The 25,163-nt window shown below is 38.8% G+C and carries 25 protein-coding genes; 13 read left to right on the top strand and 12 right to left on the bottom strand.

The features are described from left to right. The first annotated feature begins 79 nt into the window (after positions 1-79). From H6G06_RS13985 to H6G06_RS13995, 3 genes are all read left to right on the top strand, one after another. A complete protein-coding gene (locus H6G06_RS13985; protein ID WP_190561077.1) occupies positions 80-1,450 on the top strand; it encodes an McrB family protein in 1,371 nt (456 codons plus the stop codon). Further along, entirely contained in the window at positions 1,450-1,650 is a 201-nt protein-coding gene (locus H6G06_RS13990; protein WP_190561079.1) for a hypothetical protein, read from the top strand. Before H6G06_RS13985 ends, H6G06_RS13990 begins: the two co-directional genes overlap by 1 nt. 285 nt (positions 1,651-1,935) lie before the next feature. Further along, positions 1,936-2,472 carry a retropepsin-like aspartic protease family protein gene (locus tag H6G06_RS13995; RefSeq protein WP_190561081.1) on the top strand — a complete coding sequence of 179 codons (537 nt, stop codon included), beginning with the start codon at positions 1,936-1,938 and terminating at the stop codon, positions 2,470-2,472. A 73-nt stretch (positions 2,473-2,545) separates the two neighbouring features. Here the strand turns inward: H6G06_RS13995 and H6G06_RS14000 are convergent, their stop codons facing one another. The 4 genes from H6G06_RS14000 to H6G06_RS14015 form a co-directional block, all read right to left on the bottom strand. Next, complete coding sequence (locus H6G06_RS14000; protein WP_190561083.1) at positions 2,546-3,232, bottom strand: PHP domain-containing protein; 687 nt, start codon at positions 3,230-3,232, stop codon at positions 2,546-2,548. A gap of 347 nt (positions 3,233-3,579) precedes the next feature. Then, positions 3,580-4,608: a phosphoribosylformylglycinamidine cyclo-ligase gene (purM, locus tag H6G06_RS14005; RefSeq protein WP_190561085.1), complete on the bottom strand. Its 1,029-nt coding sequence runs from the start codon at positions 4,606-4,608 to the stop codon at positions 3,580-3,582. A gap of 138 nt (positions 4,609-4,746) precedes the next feature. Then, positions 4,747-6,210, bottom strand: a complete 1,464-nt coding sequence (locus H6G06_RS14010) for an adenylate/guanylate cyclase domain-containing protein (protein ID WP_190561087.1) — start codon at positions 6,208-6,210, stop codon at positions 4,747-4,749. Then, complete coding sequence (locus H6G06_RS14015; RefSeq protein WP_190561361.1) at positions 6,207-7,235, bottom strand: molybdopterin-dependent oxidoreductase; 1,029 nt, start codon at positions 7,233-7,235, stop codon at positions 6,207-6,209. Before H6G06_RS14015 ends, H6G06_RS14010 begins: the two co-directional genes overlap by 4 nt. 192 nt (positions 7,236-7,427) lie before the next feature. On the opposite strand from H6G06_RS14015, the gene pruA reads away from it, so the two are divergent. From pruA to H6G06_RS14030, 3 genes are all read left to right on the top strand, one after another. After that, positions 7,428-10,457 carry an L-glutamate gamma-semialdehyde dehydrogenase gene (pruA, locus tag H6G06_RS14020; protein WP_190561089.1) on the top strand — a complete coding sequence of 1,010 codons (3,030 nt, stop codon included), beginning with the start codon at positions 7,428-7,430 and terminating at the stop codon, positions 10,455-10,457. A gap of 66 nt (positions 10,458-10,523) precedes the next feature. Continuing rightward, a complete protein-coding gene (locus tag H6G06_RS14025; protein WP_190561091.1) occupies positions 10,524-10,733 on the top strand; it encodes a hypothetical protein in 210 nt (69 codons plus the stop codon). A gap of 619 nt (positions 10,734-11,352) precedes the next feature. Further along, positions 11,353-11,520 (top strand): Uma2 family endonuclease, encoded by a 168-nt coding sequence (locus H6G06_RS14030; protein WP_199306705.1) that lies wholly within the window; start codon positions 11,353-11,355, stop codon positions 11,518-11,520. Positions 11,521-11,607: 87 nt separating this feature from the next. Here the strand turns inward: H6G06_RS14030 and H6G06_RS14035 are convergent, their stop codons facing one another. From H6G06_RS14035 to H6G06_RS14050, 4 genes are all read right to left on the bottom strand, one after another. Continuing rightward, positions 11,608-12,246, bottom strand: a complete 639-nt coding sequence (locus tag H6G06_RS14035; protein WP_190561093.1) for a histidine phosphatase family protein — start codon at positions 12,244-12,246, stop codon at positions 11,608-11,610. Between the two features lie 204 nt (positions 12,247-12,450). Beyond that, positions 12,451-12,918 carry a type II toxin-antitoxin system YhaV family toxin gene (locus H6G06_RS14040; RefSeq protein ID WP_190561095.1) on the bottom strand — a complete coding sequence of 156 codons (468 nt, stop codon included), beginning with the start codon at positions 12,916-12,918 and terminating at the stop codon, positions 12,451-12,453. Beyond that, the gene (locus H6G06_RS14045; RefSeq protein ID WP_190561097.1) at positions 12,911-13,231 is read right to left on the bottom strand and encodes a hypothetical protein; all 321 of its coding nucleotides are present in this window, start codon (positions 13,229-13,231) and stop codon (positions 12,911-12,913) included. The genes H6G06_RS14040 and H6G06_RS14045 overlap by 8 nt, the downstream gene beginning before the upstream one ends. 183 nt (positions 13,232-13,414) lie before the next feature. Beyond that, positions 13,415-13,699 (bottom strand): hypothetical protein, encoded by a 285-nt coding sequence (locus H6G06_RS14050; RefSeq protein WP_242039699.1) that lies wholly within the window; start codon positions 13,697-13,699, stop codon positions 13,415-13,417. A gap of 303 nt (positions 13,700-14,002) precedes the next feature. Between H6G06_RS14050 and H6G06_RS14055 the strand changes: the two genes are divergently transcribed. Beyond that, the gene (locus H6G06_RS14055; protein WP_190561099.1) at positions 14,003-14,935 is read left to right on the top strand and encodes a cobalamin-binding protein; all 933 of its coding nucleotides are present in this window, start codon (positions 14,003-14,005) and stop codon (positions 14,933-14,935) included. A 188-nt stretch (positions 14,936-15,123) separates the two neighbouring features. Here H6G06_RS14055 and H6G06_RS14060 read toward each other — a convergent pair whose 3' ends face one another. Next, positions 15,124-17,400 (bottom strand): RelA/SpoT family protein, encoded by a 2,277-nt coding sequence (locus H6G06_RS14060; protein WP_190561101.1) that lies wholly within the window; start codon positions 17,398-17,400, stop codon positions 15,124-15,126. Between the two features lie 528 nt (positions 17,401-17,928). Here H6G06_RS14060 and patD point away from each other — a divergent pair. The 4 genes from patD to H6G06_RS14080 all read left to right on the top strand — a co-directional run bounded on the left by patD (position 17,929) and on the right by H6G06_RS14080 (position 21,640). Further along, positions 17,929-18,261: a heterocyst frequency control protein PatD gene (gene patD / locus H6G06_RS14065; RefSeq protein WP_190561103.1), complete on the top strand. Its 333-nt coding sequence runs from the start codon at positions 17,929-17,931 to the stop codon at positions 18,259-18,261. A gap of 249 nt (positions 18,262-18,510) precedes the next feature. After that, on the top strand, positions 18,511-20,154 hold the full coding sequence (locus H6G06_RS14070) for a dipeptide ABC transporter ATP-binding protein (RefSeq protein ID WP_190561105.1): 1,644 nt from the start codon (positions 18,511-18,513) through the stop codon (positions 20,152-20,154). 71 nt (positions 20,155-20,225) lie between these two features. After that, positions 20,226-20,945: a class I SAM-dependent methyltransferase gene (locus H6G06_RS14075; protein WP_190561107.1), complete on the top strand. Its 720-nt coding sequence runs from the start codon at positions 20,226-20,228 to the stop codon at positions 20,943-20,945. Between the two features lie 185 nt (positions 20,946-21,130). After that, positions 21,131-21,640, top strand: coding sequence for a GNAT family N-acetyltransferase (locus H6G06_RS14080; RefSeq protein ID WP_190561109.1), 510 nt, complete (start codon positions 21,131-21,133; stop codon positions 21,638-21,640). 89 nt (positions 21,641-21,729) lie between these two features. On the opposite strand, the gene H6G06_RS14085 is transcribed toward H6G06_RS14080, so the two are convergent. Beyond that, positions 21,730-22,161, bottom strand: coding sequence for a hypothetical protein (locus H6G06_RS14085; protein WP_190561111.1), 432 nt, complete (start codon positions 22,159-22,161; stop codon positions 21,730-21,732). A 101-nt stretch (positions 22,162-22,262) separates the two neighbouring features. On the opposite strand from H6G06_RS14085, the gene pyrE reads away from it, so the two are divergent. Continuing rightward, the gene (pyrE, locus tag H6G06_RS14090) at positions 22,263-22,877 is read left to right on the top strand and encodes an orotate phosphoribosyltransferase (protein ID WP_190561113.1); all 615 of its coding nucleotides are present in this window, start codon (positions 22,263-22,265) and stop codon (positions 22,875-22,877) included. A gap of 260 nt (positions 22,878-23,137) precedes the next feature. Continuing rightward, entirely contained in the window at positions 23,138-23,854 is a 717-nt protein-coding gene (locus H6G06_RS14095) for a pirin family protein (protein WP_190561115.1), read from the top strand. A gap of 60 nt (positions 23,855-23,914) precedes the next feature. Here H6G06_RS14095 and H6G06_RS14100 read toward each other — a convergent pair whose 3' ends face one another. Together H6G06_RS14100 and petD are read right to left on the bottom strand one after the other, a co-directional pair. Continuing rightward, complete coding sequence (locus H6G06_RS14100) at positions 23,915-24,358, bottom strand: ATP-binding protein (protein WP_190561117.1); 444 nt, start codon at positions 24,356-24,358, stop codon at positions 23,915-23,917. Positions 24,359-24,653: 295 nt separating this feature from the next. Further along, positions 24,654-25,136, bottom strand: a complete 483-nt coding sequence (gene petD / locus H6G06_RS14105) for a cytochrome b6-f complex subunit IV (protein WP_190561119.1) — start codon at positions 25,134-25,136, stop codon at positions 24,654-24,656. Positions 25,137-25,163: the final 27 nt, after the last annotated feature.

Below are 25,163 nucleotides of genomic sequence, written 5' to 3' on the forward strand. Positions count from 1 at the left end.
CCTTCGTGTTCTTCGTGTCTTCGTGGTTCGTTAAAATTCATATTTTAAACACAAACAGAAAAAATAATTATTGCATTCTATGGAAATTGAAGAAATACAACCTAATATTCTAGGGGAAAAAACTTTTGAATTAATATGCCACTGGAATAATAATTTTGATAAGCCAGAAGAAATAGAGAAATCATCAGAATATAATATTTTTCGCCAATATGTAGAAATACCTTTTGAAATATTTTGTGAAGAAGTAGCTAAAGGGTTGCCTCCATATTTTAGTATTAATTTGATTAAAAAAACTCAAGATACTCTAAGAAATAAAAATACTTTATGTTTAAGAGCTTGTTTTACCAGAAGTAGATTATTAAATATCGAAATGACAAACGGCGGAATAGTCCTATTTACTGATAAAAATGTTCATGAAGAAATGATCAATAAAATAGCTAAAAATAAACCTGAAGAATTCGCAAGTTTACTTCTTAAAAGTTATCTGAAGATCGAACCAAATCAATTTACATTGCCTTGGTTTCATATCCGTAGCAATTCCTATATATCTTTAATCAACAAAGTACAAGGATGGTTTAAACAATGGCTACCGTTGATAATACTAGCAACTTGTGACGATCCTATACCACTTATTAATCATTTATACAATCCCAATAACTATGATTTAGACTGGGATGAAACAGGATTTTCTGAAAAAGAATTACAATGTTGGTTACGTGCTATCAATCGAAAAGGACAAGCTATTATATATGGTTCACCAGGAACAGGAAAAACATTTATTGCAAAACAATTAGCACAACAATTAGTTGGTAATTATGGTTTTTATGAACTTGTCCAATTTCATCCAGCATACACCTATGAAGACTTTATTCAAGGTATCCGCCCTCAAAGTGAAGATGGTAAATTAACATATCCACTTGTTCCCGGTAGATTTTTAGAATTTTGCAAAAAAGCAGAATTTTGTCAAGATACTTGTGTTCTGATAATAGATGAAATAAACCGTGCAAATTTACCACAGGTTTTTGGTGAATTAATGTATTTACTAGAATACCGTGATCAAGAAATTCCTCTTGCTGGTGGTAATAAATTTCGTATTCCTGAAAATGTCCGTATTATCGGCACAATGAACACCGCAGATCGTTCTATTGCACAAATTGATCACGCTTTACGTCGTCGTTTTGCATTTATTGAATTGCGTCCTAATTATGATTTGATTCTGAAATATCATGATGATTTAAATTTAGCTAATAATTTAATTAAGATTTTAAAAGAATTAAATCACGCAATTGATGACAAAAACTATGAAATTGGTATTTCTTTCTTTTTAACTCCTAACCTTAGAGAAGATATAGAAGATATTTGGAAGATGGAAATTGAACCTTATTTAGAAGAATACTTTTTTAATAACCCAGAAAAAGTAGATAAGTTTCGCTGGAATAATATCAAGTAATGACTAACTATATGAACTCAACAAATTTACAAATTATTGAAATCACAGAATATCAAAATAAATATTTTTCTCATGATGAAATTTCCGAAGAATACGGAATTACATTATATGAAAAATATCAAAACCAAGTAGATGTAGAATTTCCTAGTTACAAAACTCGCTATCAATGGAAATTAACCGCTAAAGGTTGGCATTTTTAAAACAACTCTTTTCTGAAATTATCTAGCCATATCTGGGACGATGTTCCGCTTACTCATTTCTGATATTGAGTAGAGATAGATATCAGTGGTGAACATAGCGATCGCTATTTGAAGAATGTAACCTCAATTTTGAGAAGTCAGGATCTGGGTATTAGAAACTCCTTAATAACTTGATTATTTTTTGAATTTCAGGAAATATAAGAGTTTTTGCTGTAGGTATAATCAATATTTTCGATTATCCTAGCTTTAGAGGGTTTTCGAGCAATTTCAGGGGAAATACCAAAAATGAACGCTATTAAGAAGATAGGAATTACTGCTATATCTGGAATGATGCTTTTAACACTACCATCCGTAGCCACAGCTAATGATCCGGGTGGTTGTTTTATGGTGACATCATCAGGTAAAACAGTCAGTTTGGGACAACTCTGCGGAATGACACCACCACCATCAACTCCCAAGGTTTTTAGAATACCTATTAAGCGTCGTATTGGTAAGACTCCGATTATAGATGTTACATTTAATGGTAATCAGGTTTTTGAGATGGTTGTTGATACTGGTGCTACTGGGATTTTGATTACCCAAGAAGTAGCCACAGCCCTGAAACTCCAACCTTCGGGAACGATGAAAGCCAGTATTGCCGATGGTAGCATAGTAGAATTTAAAACTAGCAATGTCTTGACAGTTTCTGTGGGTGGTGCTGTGCTGAATAATGCTAAAGTTGCGATCGCTCCCAAAGCTAGGATCGGGTTGCTAGGCCACGATTTTTTTGAGAAATATGATCTTAAAATCCTAGAAAAGCAAGTTGAATTTTATCCGCGTTAACACAGTTGATATCTGTATAAAATATTTACACCCTGGCTATTTAAACCAGGAGTATAAAAATTTAAATACAGAATTACAAACGTTGCAGTAAATTTAAACCGTGGGTATCAGTACCGCAGGTGTTAAATAGACCGTATTCTTCCGCTAACAGTTGCACTTCTTCCGATTCCACTACACATGGTTTCCAAGGACTGGGGTTTTTATAAGCGTAGAAAGCCTCAACGCCATCAATTCCGTATTCCGCAGCTTTGGGAATCAAATCAAAGTGCGATCGCCTGTAACGTGCTGGATGAGCAAGTACAGCTAGTCCTCCAGCGTCATGAATAGCTGCAATGACGTTAGCTGCTTGATAATCTCTGCCTATAGTCGCTTTTCTTTGCAGATAAGCTTTGATGCTGGAGTTTTCTATTTCAAACCCATAAGCCAAAATATGAACTTCTACATCCAACAAATTGGCATTAATTTCTACACCACTCCATAGGTGAGGAATACTGGTATCAGGATTACTCCATCTCCAGTCTTCTAACCAAGCGTGTGCTGCTTGATAACCACCAATACTATGATGGTCAGTAATTGCCAGCCCTTTTAAACCAATAGCGATCGCCTGTTCCATGAGTATATTCGGCTGCAATTTTCCATCCGAGTATACAGTGTGCATATGAAAGTTGAAGAACCTGGGACAGCTTTGAGCATCAATGCTTTGGAATACTTGTTTTAAAAGTTCTGTGGAAGCAGTAGTCCGGGCAAAATTTACAACCATAACCCCCTCTGAACAACAATATGCGATTTTGAATAAACCAACAAGCCACACTTACACAAGAGAAATTACTAGCACCGCAAACTAGTATTGGCCGCTACGCTTTCGGCTACAGTAATAATTTTTTTAGATTTGTTAAGACTACGTTAGCAAATCTCAATGCTCATGGTCATGAGTATTTTTGATTACTTCTATAAATAAATTCTAAAATTTTACCTAAATTTCTCTAAATACTGATAATATTTTAGCGCGAAGCCTTAAAAAAAGTTTGGCTTGATCAGAATTATTCTTTCTACCAAGCCGAAAACCCTACTCAACATTGGCTAGAATGTTTACTTTTGACTAAAGTTCTAAGTAATAAGACCTAATAATTCACCAGTTCCGGTCACAACTTCACCAATGGTATAAGCGGGAATATCCTGTGATTGAAAATGGGAAATGGCTTCTTCTGCTTGATGGGGTGGCAATAATAGCACAAATCCAACTCCCATATTGAAAGTATTATACATAGCTTCAGCACCAACAGAGCCAGCTTCAGCTAACCACTGAAACACAGGAGGAATAGTCCAACTACCAGGATTAATTTTAATAGCTTGACCTGTTCCCAGACATCGGGGTAAATTTTCTGGTAAACCCCCACCGGTAATATGAGCCATACCGTGAATTTCTAAGCCAGTTTTTAGGGCAGCTAAAACAGATTTAACGTAAATGCGGGTAGGTGTGAGGAAAGCTGCACCGATAGTTTCCCCATTTAATAAATCTGGGGTATCATCCCAAGAAAAACCGCCATCACTAACAATCTTTCTTACCAAACTCAAACCATTGCTATGAACACCAGCACTAGCTAAACCGATGGCCACATCCCCGACTTGTACCTGGGAACCATCCAACATTCGGCTTTTTTCTGCTATTCCTACACAAAAACCAGCCAAGTCATATTCACCCACTTGGTAAAAACCTGGCATTTCTGCGGTTTCTCCTCCCAATAAAGCCGCACCAGATAGTTTGCAACCAGCAGCTATTCCTGCCACTACTTGAGTTAACTGCTCTTTATCTAGCTTACCTGTAGCTACATAATCTAGAAAAAATAGCGGTTCTGCTCCCGATGTTAGCACATCATTAACACACATCCCCACTAAATCAATGCCAACGGTATCATGGCGGTTGAGAATTTGAGCAATTTTTAGCTTTGTACCGACACCATCAGTTCCAGATACCAAAACCGGTTCTTTATAACCTGTAGGCAGTTGAAAACAGCCCCCAAAACCCCCCAAACCTCCAATTACTTCCGGTCTAAAGGTACTATGAACCAAATTGCGAATTTGGTCTACAAAAGCTCTACCTGCTTCAACGTCAACACCTGCATCCCGATAATCCATGCCTAGTTACACCGTTATCATTCTGATTTTAACCCAGTCTTCTATGATTACATAAAACAGGGAATAGGGAACAGGGAACAGGGAATAAATTGGTGTGTACTTCATTAGACTGGGAAACGCTATATTTTTAATTATAAATTACGAATTAAATTGTAATTCATAAATAGCTATTGGTGCATCTTTGCCTTTAACTTTAACAGATTTATCTATAAGTTTCAAAGCAAATGATTCAGGATGGCATAAGCTTTTAACTACAGATTCTGTTAATAAAATACCACACTCATATTGCTTTGTTAGTCCTTCAATACGGGAAGCAACATTGACTGCATCACCAATAACTGTAGAATCCATGCGGGAGTTAAAACCCACTGTACCCATAACTACTGTACCACGATGGATGCCGATACCAACTGCAATAATTGGTAATCCTTTTTTGGCTCGCTCATAATTAAACAGTTCTAAAACCTGTTGCATCAAAATTGCTGCTTTTAGGGCTGAGTCTGTAGCTTCATCGTCAAACAATGCCATAATAGCATCACCTATATATTTATCAATAAAACCACCATATTCATCTATGGCTTTTCCCATACAAGCTAAATAGTCATTTAAAAATAAAAAAATTTCCATCGGTGTCATCGCTTCAGACATGGAAGTATAACCACGAATATCGCAGAATAAAATGGTCATTTTCCGCGTGGAAGCTATACCCACATCAATATTTTCTATTCCTTCGGGAGCGATAACGGAAACAAATTTATCTGGTACAAATTTCTCAAATGATTCTAATGTCTTTTGCAATTTACTAAACGATATCTGCAATGCGGATGACATTTCATTTACTGAAGTTGCTAATGCACCAATTTCATCTTCACGATTATAAATATCTGCTCGATGCTGCAAATCTCCATTGGCAATTTTAGCAACACTCATCTGTAACCGCTGTACGGGAACACTTAACTGGCGTGCTAAAATGTAGGCACACACCCAACCAACAGCCAATCCTACAGAACCCACTATCAAAGCTTGATTAACTGCATTGGTAACGGCACGGTTTACTCTTTTCAAGGATATACCTATTCTTAGTTTACCAAGTTTTCTACCCGATAGTGTGCGAATATCTGAAGCTACTTCCATTACCTGTTCACCCTTTTTCCCCCGCAACTTGTTAGCAAAATAAATATCGCGGAGGATAAATGTCTCGATGATGTGAGTAGATTTACTGGATTTTAGGGCATTGTTAGTGACATCTAAACTGACAACATCAGGAACATAATTGTTTTGAAATTCACTGGGGGAAGCAGCAACGATTTGATTGTCTTGAGATGAATCGGATACAAAAACATATACAATTTCTTCGTTTTCTCGTATTAGCAAATCTAGATTTAAGCGGATTTGACTCCAATTCTCCTCAGAAAATTCGTTGGAATATGTATAACTTAAGATATTGGATATAATTTTAGCATCATTCACTTTTTCTTGACGGTAGAGATTGCTTTCACTTTTTGCCCAGACTGTAACTATAGCAGTAACCAAACCAAGAATCAGCAAAGTGGTTGAAGTCATGATCTGGGTGCGAATAGAACGAAAAGTTAATATCTTCATAGTTGTGGAGTTAACTCTTCTACAAAAGTTACCCATCGCTGATTCTTGATTTTGCTAGAACAATCATCACCAAAGGCCAAAGTGACTGGACCCCCCATTTTTGCAGGAATTCGTTGTTTTTCCTCACCCCATCTAGTAGCTAAAATAATACTACATTCCAGTATATCCTCTGTTGCTAATTCTATTGGTTCCGAATTTTTACGATAAACAGGTGGTTTACCACGTACTACAACAGAAGTAGTAGAGTTTAAATTGACACCAGCTAAAGAGAGAACATCTCGCAGTCTAACACCATGTAAGTTAACTTTACCACTAGGCCACCACACCCGATAACCAACATTTTGCGTCAGGGTAACTTGGGGTAATTTGTCTAAATCCACTAAATTGAGTTCACGGTTGCCTATACGCACTTGGGCTTTTTCTGTACCAAATATGACGTGAGTCACATAAAATGCCCACATCCCCTCATCATACTTGTTTCTAATTTCTGGATACTGGCTATAGGGGAAGACTAAATATAGCAGTCCACCTTGCTCACGCGGAATTGGTTGACCATCCTTGGCAACTGCTAAGATAATTGGGTACTTGAGTAAGTCTTCTATTTTGATAGTCACCTGATAAGCGTCATAACAGACGAAAGTTATTTCCTTTATTTCTGTTTGATTACCTAACTTTTGCCATAGTGAATTTACAGACACTCCAGTAAATTTAAATACTTGTTTGGGATGAACAATGTTATTAGCATCAACAGTATTTATACTGGCTGTAGCTAAATCCTGCAACTGCGGCCAAGTTAATGTTTCCGTTTTTCCTGTTGCTGTCTGACCTTGTATAACTAAATTCCATTCACGCCGCTGGTTATTTTTGGCTTTTTCTGCCACAATTTCAGCATTGCGATCGCTCGCTTCTTTACGCCATACTGCCAATTGTTCATCTGTCGGACTTTCTGTACAACCTCCCAAGCAGACCATAGCTATCCCCAAGGATAACAAAGCCAAGTTTTTCCAGACATTCAATACAACCACATTCAAAACTATTACTTGAGACAGTTTACAAATGGCGCTAACTAAGTTAAAAACAGCACCATATTACAGTTTTACACCATATAGGTGACAGGTGACTGGGGAAGTGGGGAGATGGGAGATGGGAGATGGGAGATGGGGAAGTTAATAACCCAATGACTAATGACTAATGACAACTAACTACTAACAAACTTTATGGTATTACAAGTACAAAACAACACTTACGAAGCGAAAACACAGGAAATTGCTAAACAGGTTCTCGCTGCAACTGGGGATAATCGTTCATTTTTAGCTTCTTTACGCGACCAGATGCGCTGGGATGAGAAATTACTCGATTGGGCTATGAGTAATCCTGGTTTACGGGTACAATTATTTCGTTTTATTGACACTTTACCCGCTTTACACAGTAAAGCAGAAATTGCCTCCCATTTGCAAGAATATTTGGGAGATGAGTCTGTGGAATTACCCGCAGCTTTAAAAGGAATTTTAAACTTTGCTAACCCTGATTCTATGCCCGCACAGGTGGCAGCAACAACTGTGGGAACTGCTGTAGAAACTTTAGCACATAAGTATATTTCTGGTGAAAATATTAAGCAAGTCATTAAAACTGTTGAAAAGCTTCGTAAGGAAAAGATGGCTTTCACCATTGACTTACTCGGTGAAGCGGTAATTACGGAAACGGAAGCGCAATCTTATTTAGAAAGATACATGGAATTGATGCAGCAATTGGTAGCAGCATCGAAAAATTGGCCGCATATTCCCGCTATTGATGAAGCTGATGGGGAAATTATCCCCAAAGTGCAAGTTTCTGTGAAATTAACGGCGTTTTATTCCCAATTTGACCCGTTAGATGCAGATGGTAGTGAACAACGAGTCAGCGATCGCATTAAGATTTTACTACGTCGTGCTAAAGAATTGGGTGCAGCAGTCCATTTTGATATGGAACAATACGCCTATAAAGATATCACTTTAAAGATTCTCAAAAAGCTTTTACTCGAAGAGGAATTCCGTCAACGTACAGATATCGGGATCACCATCCAAGCATATCTGCGTGATAGTGAACAGGATGCTCAAGATATTATTGCTTGGTTAAAACAACGTGGTTATCCTCTGACTATTCGTTTAGTTAAAGGTGCATATTGGGATCAAGAAACTATCAAAGCTGCCCAAAAGCATTGGCCACAACCAGTATACAACGATAAAGTCGCCACAGATGCCAATTTTGAAGCTATAACTCAGCTATTGCTGGAAAATCATCAATATGTCTATTCTGCCATAGGTAGTCATAACGTGCGATCGCAATCTCGCGCCATAGCAATAGCAGAAAGTCTCAAGGTTCCCCGTCGTCGTTTTGAAATGCAAGTCCTTTACGGCATGGGTGATAAAATTGCTAAGGCTTTGGTAGATAAGGGTTATCGGGTGCGGGTTTATTGTCCCTATGGTGACTTGTTACCGGGAATGGCTTATTTAATTCGCAGATTATTGGAAAATACCGCAAATAGTTCGTTTTTACGCCAAAATCTGGAAAATAAACCTGCTGATGAGTTGTTAGCTCCTCCTATTTTATTATCTCACGCAGAGGAGGACACTTGCGTGGGCGGGTCTCCCGACTTGTGCAAAGTGTCCGTCGCGCAGAGGCGCAGAGAGGGAAATGAGGGTTTTGTTGGTGTTGCGGATACTGATTTTGCGGAGGAGGAGAAAAGAAGGGTTTCTCAAGCTGCTTTCCAAAATGTGCGTCAGCAGTTGGGTAAGACTTATTTACCTTTGATTAATGGTGAGTTTGTAAATACTACAACTTTTGTTGATTCTCTTAATCCTTCTAATTTTAGTGAGGTGGTTGGGAAAATCGGTCTTATCAGCGTTGAACAAGCTGAGGAAGCAATGAAGTTTGCTAAAGCTGCTTTTCCTGGTTGGAAGAAGACACCGGTTAAGCAACGTGCTGATATTCTGCGGAAAGCTGCTGAGTTGATGGAAGAAAGACGCGCTGAACTTTCGGCTTGGATAGTTTTGGAGGTGGGAAAACCTGTTAAGGAAGCTGACGGGGAGGTTTCGGAAGCTATAGATTTTTGTCTTTATTACGCTGAGGAGATGGAACGGCTGGAAAAAGGTGTAATTTATGACGTTGTTGGCGAAACTAATCGTTATATTTACCAGCCGAAAGGAATTGCTGTGGTGATTTCTCCCTGGAATTTTCCTTTAGCTATTGCTTGCGGAATGACTGTTGCTGCTTTGGTTTCTGGAAATTGTACTTTGCTCAAACCTGCGGAAACTTCTTCTGTTATTACTGCGAAGTTGACAGAAATCCTTATTGAAGCCGGAATTCCCAAAGGTGTTTTTCAATACGTTCCTGGTAAGGGTTCTCAAGTCGGTGCTTATTTGGTGAATCATCCTGATACTCATGTCATTGCTTTTACTGGTTCTCAGGAAGTAGGTTGTCGAATTTACGCAGAAGCCGCAGTTTTAAAACCTGGTCAAAAGCACATGAAAAAGGTAATTGCGGAGATGGGTGGCAAAAACGCGATTATTGTTGATGAAAGTGCTGATTTAGACCAGGCTGTTGTTGGAGTTGTCCAATCTGCTTTTGGTTATAGTGGTCAAAAGTGTTCTGCTTGTTCACGGGTAATTGTTCTCCAACCAATTTATGATGCTTTTGTCGAAAGGTTGGTAGAAGCAACTAAATCTTTAAACATCGGTGAAACCGAGTTACCCAGTACCCAAGTTGGCCCTGTTATTGATGCTAATGCACAATCTCGCATTCTTGAGTATATTGAAATCGGGAAAAAAGAGGCAAAGTTAGCTTTAGAGTTACCCTCACCTACCCAAGGTTATTTTATCGGTCCTGTGATTTTTTCGGAAGTTCCTGCAAATGGGGTAATAGCACAACAGGAAATATTCGGCCCTGTTTTATCGGTGATTCGCGCAAACGATTTTCAGGAAGCTTTAGAATTTGCTAACTCCACAAATTACGCTTTAACAGGTGGTCTTTATTCTCGTACACCTTCCCACATTCAACAAGCACAAGCAGAGTTTGAAGTAGGCAATTTATATATTAACCGGAATATTACCGGAGCAATTGTCGCCCGTCAACCTTTTGGCGGTTTTAAGCTTTCTGGTGTTGGTTCAAAAGCCGGCGGACCAGATTATTTGTTGCAATTCCTAGAACCAAGGAGTATTACGGAGAATATTCAGCGTCAGGGTTTTGCACCCATTGAAGGTAATGAATAACTAGATGATATCACCAGATCCCCGACTTCTTCAAGAAGTCGGGGATCTTTAAATCCATATATATTTATGGGTAAAAAAGATGATATTAAACAGGTTGATGCAATTGCGAGAGAATTTCGGATGTCACCAGAATTAAGAGATGTTTTTGGTACATTTCTAGAGGAAGAGAAAAGAAATGGTTATGGAGGAACTGGAAATAATAGAGGTGATTTTACAGATCAGGAACTTAGACAAAAAGCTAAAGAATTTTTAGAGGATATTAATTATGACTCCTAAAACATCTCTTGCTAATTCAATACTAAACTCAATCAAATTATTAAACCAATTATTGGCGAAACTTGCCGTCAAATTACATTTAGTTATGGGGATGAATTACGGTTACATTTTGGTGAACTGACTGCCTATTCTCATCCTAAATTAGCACATTTACGCAAAGGAACTTGGCGACTTAACACTAGGGCAACACCTTGGTATTTAATGATAGGAGATAATCTTTTCAGTCATTCATCTATGTTCGCAAATTATCAAAATGCTGCCGAACTTGCTAAAATACCGTTACAGTATTTGGAAAACAAAAAACTAACTAATTTTGTAATTGATAGTAATAATTTTAAACTCACTTTATCCTTTGAAGGTGATTAACAACTAATTTTAGAACCGGATTTAGAAGATGATTCTGGGCTTGCTTATTGGGAATTAATGATGCCAAATGAGCAAATTTTAACCGTTGGTCCGGGAATGTTTTGGGAATGTAAATCAATTCATTAACCTTATTAATCTGGATATCTGGATTCAGATAATATCCTCATCCTGTAAATCCTTAAATCCTGGATATCCTGATTCAGACAAAATCCCCATCTTGAGATATAATGAATAATTAAAATTGGGACTAGTCATGACTACTATTCCAGTTACATTAAAACCCTCAACTATTGAAGAATATTTAAACTATGACGATGGTACAGATACCCGCTACGAATTGGAAGATGGAGTATTAATTGAAATGCCTCCAGAAAGTCCTTTAAATCTCAGCATCGCTAGAAAATTACTATTCTATTTCTAAAATTACCACTCATATATGACCATAAATTGTGATTATGTTGGGTTTTCTCAACCCAACCTACAATATTTATTATCTATGAACTAGCTATTATGTTCCTGGACGAGAGCGAATATGATCAGGTATATGATAGCGATCGCCTAATATTTCTAACAAGGGACCATTAACGTCAAATTTAACCACACTTACCGAAGCGACCAAAATATTTACTCGATGACGGTAACATCCCAAATCAATTCCTAGTAAACTGCAAAGCATAATCCGAATTGTGGCTTTATGGGCAACTACTAAAACATTACCATCGGGATATTTGTCTATAATTTCACTAATCACAGGCATAGAACGGTTAGCAATTTGTACCGCAGTTTCTCCACCTAGTGGTGCATTCCAAGCAGGTTCTGACAACCATTTTATATAGTTTTCTGAATAATTCTCCTGCACAAAGGATTTACTCTTGGTTTCCCATTGTCCATAACTACCTTCTCTAAGTCCTTCCCTTACCTGCATCTCCATCCCAGTAGCATCACAAAAAGGTTTTGCAGTGGCAATGGTGCGTTTCATGGGACTAACATAAACCGCTTCCCATTTCAGTTTTTTATAAACATCGGCAAAACTCTCTGCCATCTGCATTCCTTCTTTTGTCAATTCTGCATTAGTTTCACCGCAGAAATTACCACTTTGACTAAAAGTAGTTTCACCATGTCGCAGTAAATATAAATTGAGTGTCATAGTTTGTATTGCGATGGGGATAAAAGAGCTTGTACAAAAATAAAATACCATTAATCTCGCAATCAAGTATGTGACACCAGGACAAAGGAAGCGGCCAAAAAAGTCAATTCCCTCACAAATTCAAAACTAGCGGTATTTAACCAAAATGAACCACGTCCGCGTAGCGTTCCGTAGGGATAAGTTTCTCAACCCAAGCTACTGTTACTATTCCAGCTTATCCACATTTACCTCGCAATTTCCTAATAACTCATCCAAACTATCTGGAAACGTCCCTCTTGTTACCATTTTAGTAAACACATCATAACAATCATCCTTAGCACCTTCTTTTCGCGGAAACCCCAACCACAAAATCACAATTGCTTTTAATTGGGGAGTATCAAACACCCGAAAAAATAGCCGATATCGTTCTGGTAAACCCATCTTTTTGACTCGACTATAGCGTTTTAATGCACCTGTCAAAGCAAAATGACTAGCAAAAGGATCAGAGGGAATTTTAGTTTCAATTGCTATAGTAATTGCTGCAAAAAGTTTCACCGTTGCATGAGTTTTAAACTCTGCTTCTGGTAATTGTTCTCGCAAATTAGCAACGCGATTTGATAATACTTGATATTGACTACCAAATAGTTGAGGATGAAAATAAATTTCCCAGTTATTACTAACAAATTTACTCATCGTCTAATGGCACACCTTCAATTAGTTGATGAGCAGCTTCAGACATTTCTGTTGTATAAGGTTGTAATGTATTATTTTTCAATGCTTCTGTGGTAGCAAAATCAAGAAACAGCCGCATTAATAGCGAGTCTTCTGCATCTTCATCATCATGCAATTGAGGAACAATTCGCACAATTGCTGTATCGGGTGATAAAACCTCAATCCAACCATCTGCATTCGCAAATTGGGGATGTTCACGATAAAAATCAGCAGGTAGTCGAAACCCTGCACTGTTACCAATTTTGGTACTACGAATATTGTAGGAATTGCTCATTTATTGTGTATGTACATGATGTAATTACATTATAGCAATAATCAATAATGTTTTGGGAATGCAAATCAATTCATGAACGTTATTAACTTGAATATCCTGATTCTGAAAATTACCAATCACCAACTACCAAATTTTAATATATCCCCAACTTATACAAAAAGCTGGGGATCTCAACCTAATTAATTATCTTCTTTTAGGACACTCAGGTAAACTTTTGTCAGTGTAATTACAATCAAAGTAAATTAATGCTTCTCTACTCGATTTAAAGTTTCTCGTTGTCTTGTAACTGTCTTTTTGCGGATCTTCATCTTTATCCCAAATCTTCAAATAGTATTTTTGACCATCATCCGAAGACCATAACTCATAACGGTACTCACCACCATAACCTTCACTTCGTAAGTAGTCAGCTAGTGCAGCATTGGGAGCAACTATAAGGGTAATTACGGTCAAGATAGGCAATATAGCCAATTTCAATATTTTAACTTTCTTCATAGACACACCTGTTAGATATTACATCTAAATCATAATGTAACTGCGTATCAGTGTCTAGATAAAAACCAGTAAAATTTACCTAAACTTTATAAATAATGTATAAAACTGTGCGCCTTTGTATTTGGGCGCAAAACAAAGATGTTAACATCCTCAAGATAGATATCCTCTCTCTTAAAGTATGCAAAAATAAGAATAGAAACAGATGTTAAAAAAATTTGACACCATTTTCTATTCTTAGCTACTTAACTCCTGAACTCCTATTCCCAGGAGGCATAACTTATGATAGATAAAGATATAAGAATTGTTTCTTTAATTCCTAGTGCGACGGAAATAGTTGCTACACTTGGTTTATGTGATGCCATTGTTGGGCGATCGCACGAATGTGACTATCCCCCAGAAATCGCCAATCGTCCTATTTGTACCCAAGCACGTTTAGATTGTGAACAGCCTAGCAATATCATTAATGATGAAGTGAACAAGATATTGCAATCTGCTTTGAGTATTTACAAAATTAAAGTTGATGTTTTAGAGAAATTGCAACCTACGCACATTCTCACTCAAGATCAATGTGATGTTTGTGCAGTCAGCTTACCAGAAGTGCAGAAGGCAGTCACTGAACTTACCCACAGTTCACCCCAGATTATCTCTTTACAGCCTAACACACTGCGGGATGTGTGGGGTGATATTGAGCGAGTTGGTCAAACCTTTGGGGTGGACTCAGTAAAAATAATTGAGAATTTAGAAGCTAGAGTTAAAATTTGTAACCGTAAAATTCAAGGCTTGTCTGTAACAGAAATGCCTAAAGTCGCTTGTATAGAATGGACTGATCCTTTGATCACGGCTGCAAATTGGATACCTGAATTAATCAACTTGGCAGGTGGACAAACGTTGTTTAGTGTTACAGGTAAGCCTTCTGCTCATTTGAACTGGGAAACATTGGTTGCTACTAACCCTGATGTAATTATTTTTATGCCCTGCGGCTTTGATTTACAACGGACTCAACAAGAAGCGAAGTTATTAACTCAGCGCCCAGAGTGGGAAAAACTCCACGCTGTCAAAGCTGGGAGAGTTTTCATTACTGATGGTAACTCTTACTTTAACAGACCTGGCCCGCGTTTGGTTGATTCTGTGGAAATTTTAGCCGAAATCTTGCACCCAGAAATATTTGAGTATGGTTATCAAGGCACTGGGTGGCAAACTTTACAAAACTAAAATTAGTGCAACCAATCGCTAAAAACTGTCTTTTCTTCGAGTTGGTACGTTAAATGTTGGAGACATCTGGGGAAAATTAAAATTAAATATGCGTTTTTTATAACCCCTGTAGAGACGTTCCATGGAACGTCTCTACTATTTATTTGTCGGAGATATCTTTCGCAATACCTTAACGCACCCTAGAACCACTACGCCTGTGACTCCTCAACTTGACCAACTCTGCGAATGTTAAGAATATCACTCATTTTTTTAATCTGCACAAACAAGTGTTCTAATTGAGAGCGATCGCGAATATCAATACCCAAGTCAATTAGTGCCGGTTGTCCCAAAGCAGTTTTCACGTTAGCATGACGCACATTTATACCTTGATCACTCAACCGCGATAAAATATCTTTTAAGATTCCCACTCGGTCAAGAGTTTCAATTTGAATCTCTATGGGGTAAGTGTGAGGACGACCATGATGTTCTATTCCCATATTCCATCTTACAGGTACTAGGCGCTCACATTCCACATTGTCCACATTATGACACCCTTGGCGATGAATAGATATACCCCGTCCCCGTGTCACCACACCAATAATCGCTTCACCAGGAATTGGCGTACAACACCCAGCTACATGATAAACCAGCCCTTCTACACCAATAATAGGTGAATCACTAGCACGGGAAGTAGTTGATGATGTTTCTCGTGAGGATTTGGAAATTGTTTCTTTAGGTAGAAAGGGGATCACATCAGCCACAGGTTGTTGTGCTTTCACCACTTCTCTCCAGCGATTCAATACCAAGTTTAAGGTAATTTCCCCGTAACCTAAACCCGCAAGTAAATCTTCCACACTGTGATAATTGCACTTCTCCGCCACAGTTTGCATAGAGGCTGATTTCAGCAGGTGTTCAAAACCAGTTTTACCAAGTTCCTTTTCTAATAAATCCCGTCCCCTCGCCACATTTTCTTCCCGGCGCGATCGCTTGTACCACTGTTTAATGCGATATTTCGCCGCCGAAGTCCTGACAAAATTCAACCAATCCAAACTAGGATGGCTATTCTTTTGAGTAATAATATCGACAATATCACCATTGTGTAATCGCGTGGATAATGGCACTATCCGCCCATTTACCCGCGCCCCCGCACAATGGTTTCCTACCTCTGTATGAATTCGATAAGCAAAATCTATACTCGTAGATCCGGGACTTAGAGGTACAACATCCCCCTTAGGGGTGAAGACATAAACATCATCTTCAAATAGATTGTCTTTAACACTATCTAAGTATTCTTGAGCATCTTTTAAATCACTTTGCCAATCCAATAGTTGCCGCAACCAAGTAAACTTCTCATCCGAGCCGGTCAGTTGGCTATGGGAAGAACTGCCTGTTTCTTTATACTTCCAATGTGCAGCAATCCCATACTCAGCAATATGATGCATTTCCATTGTCCGAATTTGCACTTCCAAAGGGCGACCGGTCAAACCAATGACCCCAGTATGCAAAGACTGGTAACGGTTGGGTTTTGGCAATCCAATGTAATCTTTAAATCTGCCGGGAATCGGGCGAAACGCATCATGAACTACCGCCAAAGCCCGATAGCATTCTTCATTAGTTTGTACAATTATTCGCAGTGCAGCCAAATCGTAAATTTCATGAAATTCTTTTTGCTGACGCTGCATTTTTTGATAAATACTATAAAGATGTTTGGGGCGGCCGCTCACATCCGAACACTGAATTCCTGCCTGTTGCATTCGTTCCCGCAACACTTCCGTAGCTTTAGCCAATTTTTCTTCCCGCGCTGTCCGCTTTTCAGAAACGTGCTGCTGCATTTCCCGAAAAGCATCAGGTTCCAAATACTTAAACGCCAAATCTTCCAATTCCCATTTAATCCGCCAAATCCCCAAGCGATTAGCTAAAGGTGCAAAGATATCTCGTGTTTCCTGGGCGCTACGGCGACGACTGGCTTCTGACATATACTGCAAGGTTCGCATATTATGCAAACGGTCTGCCAACTTCACCACAATGACCCGAATATCCTGCGCCATTGCCAAAAACATTCGCCGGAAATTTTCCGCTTGGCTTTCAGTTTTACTCGTAAAATTAATTTTAGACAACTTGGTGACACCTTCCACCAATTGCCTGACTTCTGCCCCAAAAAGCTCTTCTATTTCTTCAATTGTAACTTCTGTATCTTCAACTACATCATGAAGAAATCCAGCTGCTATCATAGCAGGACTGCCGCCCAAATCTCGCAGCAATCCAGCTACAGCTACTGGATGAGCTATATAAGCTTCTCCAGATTTGCGGTACTGACCTTGATGCAGTTGATAGGCAAATTTAAAAGCATTACAAATCAGAGCCATATCGCTATACGTTCGGTCATCTTCCGCTACGCTGCTTTTTACTGATGTTTCTCGTAAACATTTTTTAAGCCATTCCGGAAGACTGACATCTACTGAGGAATCAAGAAGTAAGCTGCTCATACAAGAGAAATGATAGGTTTTTGGTGGTTCAGTCAGATATAGACGAAAATGACAGCATCGTCAAAAGAAGATGCTGCTGCCTGCCTACAGACAGGTAGGAAAAACAGTGGGAGGATGACTTTTTAATTGCCTAGAATCATCCATTGCTGGTATTGAGGCACATAAGCCTGAATATCCATGAGTGGCAGACAACACCTCAAAGCATGATTTGAGGCGTGAGCTTTAATTGAGGTCTTCAAACAGTTTATTCTAGAAGGAAATTTTGTTAACACTAATATTTGCTAATTATATAGACAAATATCCAGTTTAATTAGTTGGCAAGTTGTACCTTCACAGGGTGAACTAGAACAGCCCTTGATTAACTTTTATCTGTCAACTGCTGCATTGACGTTTAACTTGGGACTTATAAGTGCAACCAGTGGTTGTTTGACAGCAGAACTTATTAAACCATTTTAGCTGATTTGACGTAATATGTCTAATGTCTAGAAAAGCAGCGACGTTTTGCAAAAATATCTTAACTAGCACTGGATGTCTTTGAATCAGGAAAAATATCAGGAATTCGCAACATTACTAGAGCAATTATGCTCTGATGTCACTAAAACTCAACTTGATGCCCCTACCCTACGGCAATGTCTTTTTGAGTTACAGCAATGGTTTGTCCAGCAAATTGTGTCTTTGACTGATTTGGACTCGCGCCAGCAGTCTTATCAGACGGAAATGAGTAAGCAACTACGTTTATTAGAAATAGATGTAATGTTTCTTCAAGGTGCAAGACAGTCAGCTACGGCACAGGCGAGAATCAAAACTATTGAAGAACGTCTAAATACTCTGATTCGATATTGTCAGGCTCTTCTGGAGTGATACGAGAAGTATTTCCGATCCCCGATTTCTTGAAGAAATGGGGGATATTTGCGTATCCTACAACATTTGTAGAGACGTTCCCCATGTAGGAATTCTCGGCTCTACATTCTTTTTCACCAGATGTCTAAATGATTTTAACTAAAATCAAAAGCATAGTGATGAGCATCTAACATCTACTTTTGCTAATCTGATAGACTATCCTAAATTTACGTTTTATATAAACAGGCAACCCAAAGCCGATAATTAACTATGAGTGAAGCTTTATTTAGTATTGAAAATCTCCGTGTAGCTTATCCCCAACGCAGCGGGGAAGAAGAAAACTGGGCAGTTGATGATGTATCTTTTACACTCCAACCAGGTGAAAAAATGGGGTTGGTGGGTGAGTCTGGTTGTGGTAAATCCACTATCGGACGGGCAATAATGCGTTTATTACCTGCTTCTAGTCGCGTTGAAGGTAAAGTAATTTTTCGGCGAGACTCGGTATTAGATTTAACGCCAGTTCAAATGCGGAAATTTCGCGGTGAAGCTGTAGCTTTGGTTTTTCAAGACCCAATGACACGCCTAGACCCGTTAATGACGATTGGTAATCATTGTCTAGAAACCCTAGAAGCGCATTCACCAGAATTATCCAAACAGCAAGCGAAGGAAAAAGCTTTAGCAACTTTAGAAAAGGTGAAAATTCCTGCCAGTCGCTGGAACCAGTACCCCCATGAGTTTAGCGGGGGGATGCGACAACGGGTGGCTATTGCGCTGGCTTTACTCCTCCACCCTAAGTTAATCGTTGCTGATGAACCCACAACCAGTTTAGATGTTACCGTTTCTGCCCAAATTTTACAAGAATTAACGCGATTGTGTGCTGAGGAAAATATGGGATTATTATTGATTTCCCATGATTTAGCAATGGTAGCGGAATATTGCGATCGCATTGGCGTAATGTATCAAGGTAAAATGGTAGAAATGGGTAAAACAGAAACTGTATTTGCTAATCCCCAGCATGAATATACCCAATCTTTATTAAAAGCAGCTTTGCATATTCAACAAGAAAAGGGAAAAGGGAACAGGAAACAGGAAACAGAAAAAGCAAATCCCATTTTAAAAGTTACAGAACTCAAACAACATTATACCATAGAACCGAATTTTATTGAACGTCTATTTAAAGGTGAAAATCAAACAATTAAAGCTGTAGATGGCATTAATTTAGAATTATATCCAGGGGAAATATTAGGATTAGTGGGAGAGTCTGGTTGTGGTAAAAGTACACTTTCTAGAACTATCTTACAATTAATTCGTCCTACATCTGGGAAAGTTGAATTTTTAGGACAAGAGTTAACTAACTTATCACGTCAAGAAATACGTTCTTCCCGCCGACAAATACAAATGGTATTCCAAGATCCTCATGCTTGTTTAAATCCAGCGATGACCGTGGGACAAAGTATAGCTGATCCTTTATTAATTCACAATTTAGCTAATGCTGAAAAAGCGAAAGAACAGGTTTTGTGGATGTTAGAAAAAGTCGGTTTAACACCAGCAGAACTTTATTATCAGCGTTATCCCTCGGATTTATCTGGAGGACAACAACAACGGGTAGCAATAGCACGAGCTTTCATTACTCGTCCTAAATTAGTAATATGTGATGAACCAGTGAGTATGTTAGATGCGAGTGTACAAACACAAGTCTTAGATTTAATGTTGCAATTAAAAGCCGAATTTGAATTAACGTACTTATTCATTACCCATGATTTATGGTTAGCGCGGTTTTTGTGCGATCGCATCGCCGTCATGAATGGTGGTAAAATAGTTGAATTAGGTTGCACCAAAGAAATTTTCGCCAATCCCCAACACCCCTATACACAAACCCTCCTAGCAGCTGCACCTTTATTAGCAAGAGTATAATGTCATTAGTCATTCGTCATTGGTAAAATTCTTACCCAGTCCCCAGTCCCTTCCAGTCCCCAAGCTAAATAATGTCTAAAAACCAGCCATCAAATCCTTACAAAAACAATATTTATCCTGCCGACAAATGGCAAGAAAGAATAGCACAAATAGCATATCGCTTCAATAAAGAATATCAAAAAGAAGCCTTTGAAGTTCCAAACGAAGTCCAAGAAATGCCAATATATAAAGAATGGAAAAATGGCATCTTAGCTTATAAAATTGCTTCCCCTTTTTGGGAAATTGCCCAACCTCAAAAAAACCAACATTGTTTAGATATTGGTTGCGGATTCAGCTTTTTAATCTATCCTTGGCGAGATTGGCAAGCATTCTTTTATGGGCAAGAAATTAGTAATATAGCTAGAGATACCCTAAATTCTCGTGGTTCACAGTTAAACTCAAAACTATTCAAAGGTGTGGAGTTGGGAGCATCACATCATTTAAACTACCCTTCCGAACAGTTTGATTTAGTCATAGCTACAGGATTTAGTTGTTATTTTCCCCTAGAATATTGGCAGGCTGTTTTACTAGAAGTCAAACGAGTATTGAAACCAGGTGGACATTTTGTATTTGACATTCTGAATTCAGAACAACCTTTAGCTGAAGATTGGGCAGTTTTAGAAACTTATTTGGGTGCAGAGGTGTTTCTAGAATCTGCGTCTGAGTGGGAAAAAACCATTAAAACTGGCGGTGCTAAAGTAGTAAAACGGCAATTAGGAGAATTATTCGAGTTATACAAAGTGAGGTTTTGAGATAAAAATTAGTCGTCTTATCCTACTAAAATATAACCAAATATAATATTATTAATCTAAGTTGCTAGTTAGAGAAAAGGGAACATAGGAGAAAGAAATTTAGAACTCAAAATTCAAAAACTCCTGACTACTGACTACTAACTACTGACTGCTGAACTACCAAGAATTTTGCCCAGATAGCCGCAATGATGATCCGCCATGCCACAGAAACAGACCTACCAACAATTGTAGCCATTTATAACGCTGCTGTTCCTACCCGCATGGCCACAGCCGATTTAGAACCTGTGTCTGTGGAAAGTCGCATGGCTTGGTTTCAGGGACGAGTACCCTCACAACGTCCCCTCTGGGTAGTGGAAATAGATGGTATAATTGCTGGATGGCTGAGTTTCCAATCCTTTTATGGTAGACCGGCTTACCATTGCACCGCCGAAATTAGTATTTACATTTCCCCAGACTTTCAAAAACATGGTTTGGGAAAGCAACTTTTAGAAAAAGCAATTAGTGAAAGTCCCAGCTTAGGTTTAAAGACCTTGGTCAGCTTTATTTTTGCTCATAATCACCCCAGTTTAAAATTGTTTGAAAAATTTGGTTTTCAACATTGGGGACATTTGCCCAAAATCGCCGATTTAGCAGGTGTTGAACGAGATTTAATTATTCTGGGGTTACGAGTTGGGGAGAAGTCATATAGCAGGTGACAGGTGACAGGTGACAGGGAAGAAAGCAGGGGAGAAACATTATCTTTCTTTTGACTCCTGACTCCTGACTCCTGAATTCTGCTGTATATTTAACGAGAGGTTAAACTGTCAAAGCGATATTCAGTACCTACTTTGAGTTGATTAGCATTGTACCGAGGAGACATCAACAGCGAAGAGTTGTAAGGATTCGGTAAATCAGGGGTGCGAAGATAAGGATCATTCTGTGCTTGTTGGACGAGAACATCGTGATAAACAGTGTTAACCAACTCAGCATCTTTAGCGATTTCATTATCCGGGAAAGTTGTTCCAAACTTAGCACCAGGACCTAATAAAGAATCTACCTGACGCTGTAAACTGCCATTTTCGTAGAAATTACGATCATTGCGAAAAAAAGCTCTCTCGACGGTATTGGTTATTGCTTCATAATTTTCTGATTCCATCTCGGCAACTGCAACTACAGGAAATGTAGCAGTAGCAACTATTACCAATAATCCACTCAATCCTTGCAAATTTATACTCATGTTTACAACTCCTCAATTTTTGGGCGAATCTTAATTTATGCTTAATTTCAGAACTCTCATCAGTTCAACCTTTGGTGTAGCACAACTTTTAACGGTTTGTAATGTCGTATTCTACTGAAACATCCAACCAATCGGATATTTGGGCAACTACTACTGATTTAACTACCCTGCGTCAGAAGTTACTGGATTTATTTTGCCAACTTGCTTATCAAGAAGGTGATTTTGTTCTCTCATCTGGACAACGTAGTTCTTACTATATTAATGGTAAACAGGTAACACTCCACCCCCAAGGTGCTTTGGCTGTAGGCAGGTTGATATTACATATCCTACCAGTAAATACACAGGCAGTAGCCGGTTTAACCCTGGGTGCTGATCCCATCGTTTCTGCTGTGAGTGTGGTTTCTGTCTATGAAAATAGACCCCTACCTGCGTTGATTATTCGCAAAGAAGCTAAAGGTCATGGCACAATGGCTTATATCGAAGGTCCAACTTTGCCAGCAGGTGCAAAAGTAGTGGTGCTGGAAGATGTGGTGACAACTGGCCAATCTGCACTGAAAGCCGTTGAGCGTTTGCAAGCAGCAGGTTATACCGTAGATAGAGTAATTTCTTTGATAGACCGACTTCAAGGGGGAGCAGAGTTATATAAATCTGCTGGCTTACAGTTTGATACGCTGTTTTCCATTCGGGATTTGCAAGAACGCTATCAGCAAATATAGCAGGTGATAGGTGACAGGTGACAGGGCAGATGGTGAGAAATTTCATTTCTTCTTTTGCCTCTTGCCTCTTACCTTTTGCCTACAGTATCTTTTTGGTAACTAAGCCACTTTTGAGTGCGTACTTTTCATTTTATAGAGAAGTATTTTAATATAAAAATCAATTGCACAGGATTTGTCAAAAATTTAATTTTTTCTAGGTTTATAATTGCCTTTCTTTGACTTCTGACTCCTGACTCCTATTTTAATAATAAGGTGAAATTATGTCTCAAAATACCATTAACTACATAATTCATGACCGTAATTTACGGGGTCATAGTCAGATTGACTGGCTTGATAGTTACCATACATTTTCATTCAGTCATTTTTATGATCCCAACCGCATGGGATTTCGTTCCCTGAGAGTGATTAATGATGATCGCATTGCACCAGGTGCTGGCTTCCCAACCCACGGACATCGAGATATGGAAATACTCACCTATGTTTTATCAGGTGCAGTTGAACATAAAGATAGTTTGGGTACAGGTTCGGTAATTCTTCCTGGCGAAGCACAAATTATGAGTGCTGGTACGGGCATCATGCACAGCGAATTTAATCCCTCGCAAACTGAAGAATTACACCTACTGCAAATATGGATGTTGCCAGACAAGCAAGGATTAAAGCCAAGGTATGACCAAAAAACTTTTCCTATGGAAGAAAAAAAGGGAAAACTACGCTTAATTGCTGCTAAGGATGGACGTGATGGCGCTGTAACTATTCATCAAGATATTGATTTATACGCCTCTATTTTAGAGCATGGTGATGTTGTCAATTATCATGTCCCGCATCATCGTTATGCCTGGTTACAAATAGCCAAAGGTGAAGCAACTTTAAATGGTAAAGAACTCATGGCCGGAGACGGAGTGCAAATTACTGGAGAAGAGAAACTAAAAATTAGTACAAACCTCAGCGCAGAAATCTTGCTTTTCGACTTGGCTTAAACAAAAACTGATCCCAGTACCGAAGATTTATTAACGGACTGGGCTTTTTTTTTGCTCAACCTAATGTTGCCCTTCTAAACGATATTTGACAATCAATAGACAATTTCTATTATCAGAATCACGTTCATAAACAACATGATCTGCCACACGCCGAATGAGAAACCATCCATACCCATGATCTTGTAGAGTACCTGGCTTTGGTTCAGGTATCTGATCAGGATTAAAAGGTTTACCATAATCCCAAATTCTGATTTCCAGTCTGTCTACCCACAGACTCAATTCAATTTCTATATTTGTTTCTGGCGGTAAAGCCCGATGAGCATGGCGAACTGCGTTAGTAAAGCCTTCTGCTAATGCTAAATTGAGGCGATAGAGTTGGCTTTCTGACCAGCCTCCTTGAGCTAAATATTGCAGAGAAAATTTTTCAAACCATTGTTGTACCTGGTTTTGGAGCTTAAGATCGCTCTTCACCGTCAGATGGTCTTGCTGCACTGTAGTAAGCATTGACCGTGACTTGAGTATTAAGTAAGTAAAAAAATGTGACTTTTGTTGGTTTTTTGGTGGTTTTAGATTTTGGAATTGGTTTTATTTTACATCCAAAACTTAAAATCCCAGAGCAAAAATAGACTGCGAAAATTGACACCTGTTTGTTTTCAACAGCATATAAACCATAAGTATGAGCAGCTAATGGGCTGTATAATCCTTGCGGGCAGTCTTTAGTCTCATAACTTCGGTATATGCTCTTGAAACTCACAGGTGTCACAGCACTTTGTGGAAACTAAAACTAGTGGAAACTAATTTAGAACAGTCCCAAAGTCAGAGATTTGTCTAAGGGTAATGCAGCACCAATACCTAACCAGATGGTGACAAAAGTACCAAACAAAAATACTGTTGTCGCTACTGGACGGCGGAAGGGGTTTTGGAACTTATTAACGTTCTCAATGAAGGGAACTAGAATTAGTCCCAAGGGTACGGAGGCCATTGCCAATACTCCCAACAGTTTGTTAGGAAGTGAGCGGAGAATCTGGAAAACAGGATACAGATACCACTCTGGCAAAATTTCCAAGGGGGTAGCAAAAGGATTAGCTGGTTCACCAGTCATGGCGGGATCTAGTACAGCTAGAGCCACAATACAGGCAAACGAACCCATAATCACGATGGGAAACACATACAGCAAATCATTAGGCCAAGCTGGTTCACCATAGTAGTTGTGACCCATGCCTTTGGCGAGTTTAGCTCTTAAGATAGGATCGCTCAGATCCGGTTTTTTCTGCGTGGACATTTTTAGATGTGTTCTCCTGCTTAGGTG

This window comes from Anabaena sphaerica FACHB-251, from assembly GCF_014696825.1.
In the GTDB taxonomy this organism is placed as follows: Bacteria; Cyanobacteriota; Cyanobacteriia; order Cyanobacteriales; family Nostocaceae; genus RDYJ01.

Coding starts and splice junctions, on each gene's coding strand:
- H6G06_RS13985 (WP_190561077.1), top strand. CDS start 80: ATGGAAATTGAAGAAATACAACCTAATATTCTAGGGGAAAAAACTTTT.
- H6G06_RS13990 (WP_190561079.1), top strand. CDS start 1,450: ATGACTAACTATATGAACTCAACAAATTTACAAATTATTGAAATCACA.
- H6G06_RS13995 (WP_190561081.1), top strand. CDS start 1,936: ATGAACGCTATTAAGAAGATAGGAATTACTGCTATATCTGGAATGATG.
- H6G06_RS14000 (WP_190561083.1), bottom strand. CDS start 3,232: ATGGTTGTAAATTTTGCCCGGACTACTGCTTCCACAGAACTTTTAAAA.
- purM (WP_190561085.1), bottom strand. CDS start 4,608: ATGGATTATCGGGATGCAGGTGTTGACGTTGAAGCAGGTAGAGCTTTT.
- H6G06_RS14010 (WP_190561087.1), bottom strand. CDS start 6,210: ATGAAGATATTAACTTTTCGTTCTATTCGCACCCAGATCATGACTTCA.
- pruA (WP_190561089.1), top strand. CDS start 7,428: ATGGTATTACAAGTACAAAACAACACTTACGAAGCGAAAACACAGGAA.
- H6G06_RS14025 (WP_190561091.1), top strand. CDS start 10,524: ATGGGTAAAAAAGATGATATTAAACAGGTTGATGCAATTGCGAGAGAA.
- H6G06_RS14030 (WP_199306705.1), top strand. CDS start 11,353: ATGACTACTATTCCAGTTACATTAAAACCCTCAACTATTGAAGAATAT.
- H6G06_RS14035 (WP_190561093.1), bottom strand. CDS start 12,246: ATGACACTCAATTTATATTTACTGCGACATGGTGAAACTACTTTTAGT.
- H6G06_RS14040 (WP_190561095.1), bottom strand. CDS start 12,918: ATGAGTAAATTTGTTAGTAATAACTGGGAAATTTATTTTCATCCTCAA.
- H6G06_RS14045 (WP_190561097.1), bottom strand. CDS start 13,231: ATGAGCAATTCCTACAATATTCGTAGTACCAAAATTGGTAACAGTGCA.
- H6G06_RS14055 (WP_190561099.1), top strand. CDS start 14,003: ATGATAGATAAAGATATAAGAATTGTTTCTTTAATTCCTAGTGCGACG.
- H6G06_RS14060 (WP_190561101.1), bottom strand. CDS start 17,400: ATGAGCAGCTTACTTCTTGATTCCTCAGTAGATGTCAGTCTTCCGGAA.
- patD (WP_190561103.1), top strand. CDS start 17,929: ATGTCTTTGAATCAGGAAAAATATCAGGAATTCGCAACATTACTAGAG.
- H6G06_RS14070 (WP_190561105.1), top strand. CDS start 18,511: ATGAGTGAAGCTTTATTTAGTATTGAAAATCTCCGTGTAGCTTATCCC.
- H6G06_RS14075 (WP_190561107.1), top strand. CDS start 20,226: ATGTCTAAAAACCAGCCATCAAATCCTTACAAAAACAATATTTATCCT.
- H6G06_RS14080 (WP_190561109.1), top strand. CDS start 21,131: ATGATGATCCGCCATGCCACAGAAACAGACCTACCAACAATTGTAGCC.
- H6G06_RS14085 (WP_190561111.1), bottom strand. CDS start 22,161: ATGAGTATAAATTTGCAAGGATTGAGTGGATTATTGGTAATAGTTGCT.
- pyrE (WP_190561113.1), top strand. CDS start 22,263: ATGTCGTATTCTACTGAAACATCCAACCAATCGGATATTTGGGCAACT.
- H6G06_RS14095 (WP_190561115.1), top strand. CDS start 23,138: ATGTCTCAAAATACCATTAACTACATAATTCATGACCGTAATTTACGG.
- H6G06_RS14100 (WP_190561117.1), bottom strand. CDS start 24,358: ATGCTTACTACAGTGCAGCAAGACCATCTGACGGTGAAGAGCGATCTT.
- petD (WP_190561119.1), bottom strand. CDS start 25,136: ATGTCCACGCAGAAAAAACCGGATCTGAGCGATCCTATCTTAAGAGCT.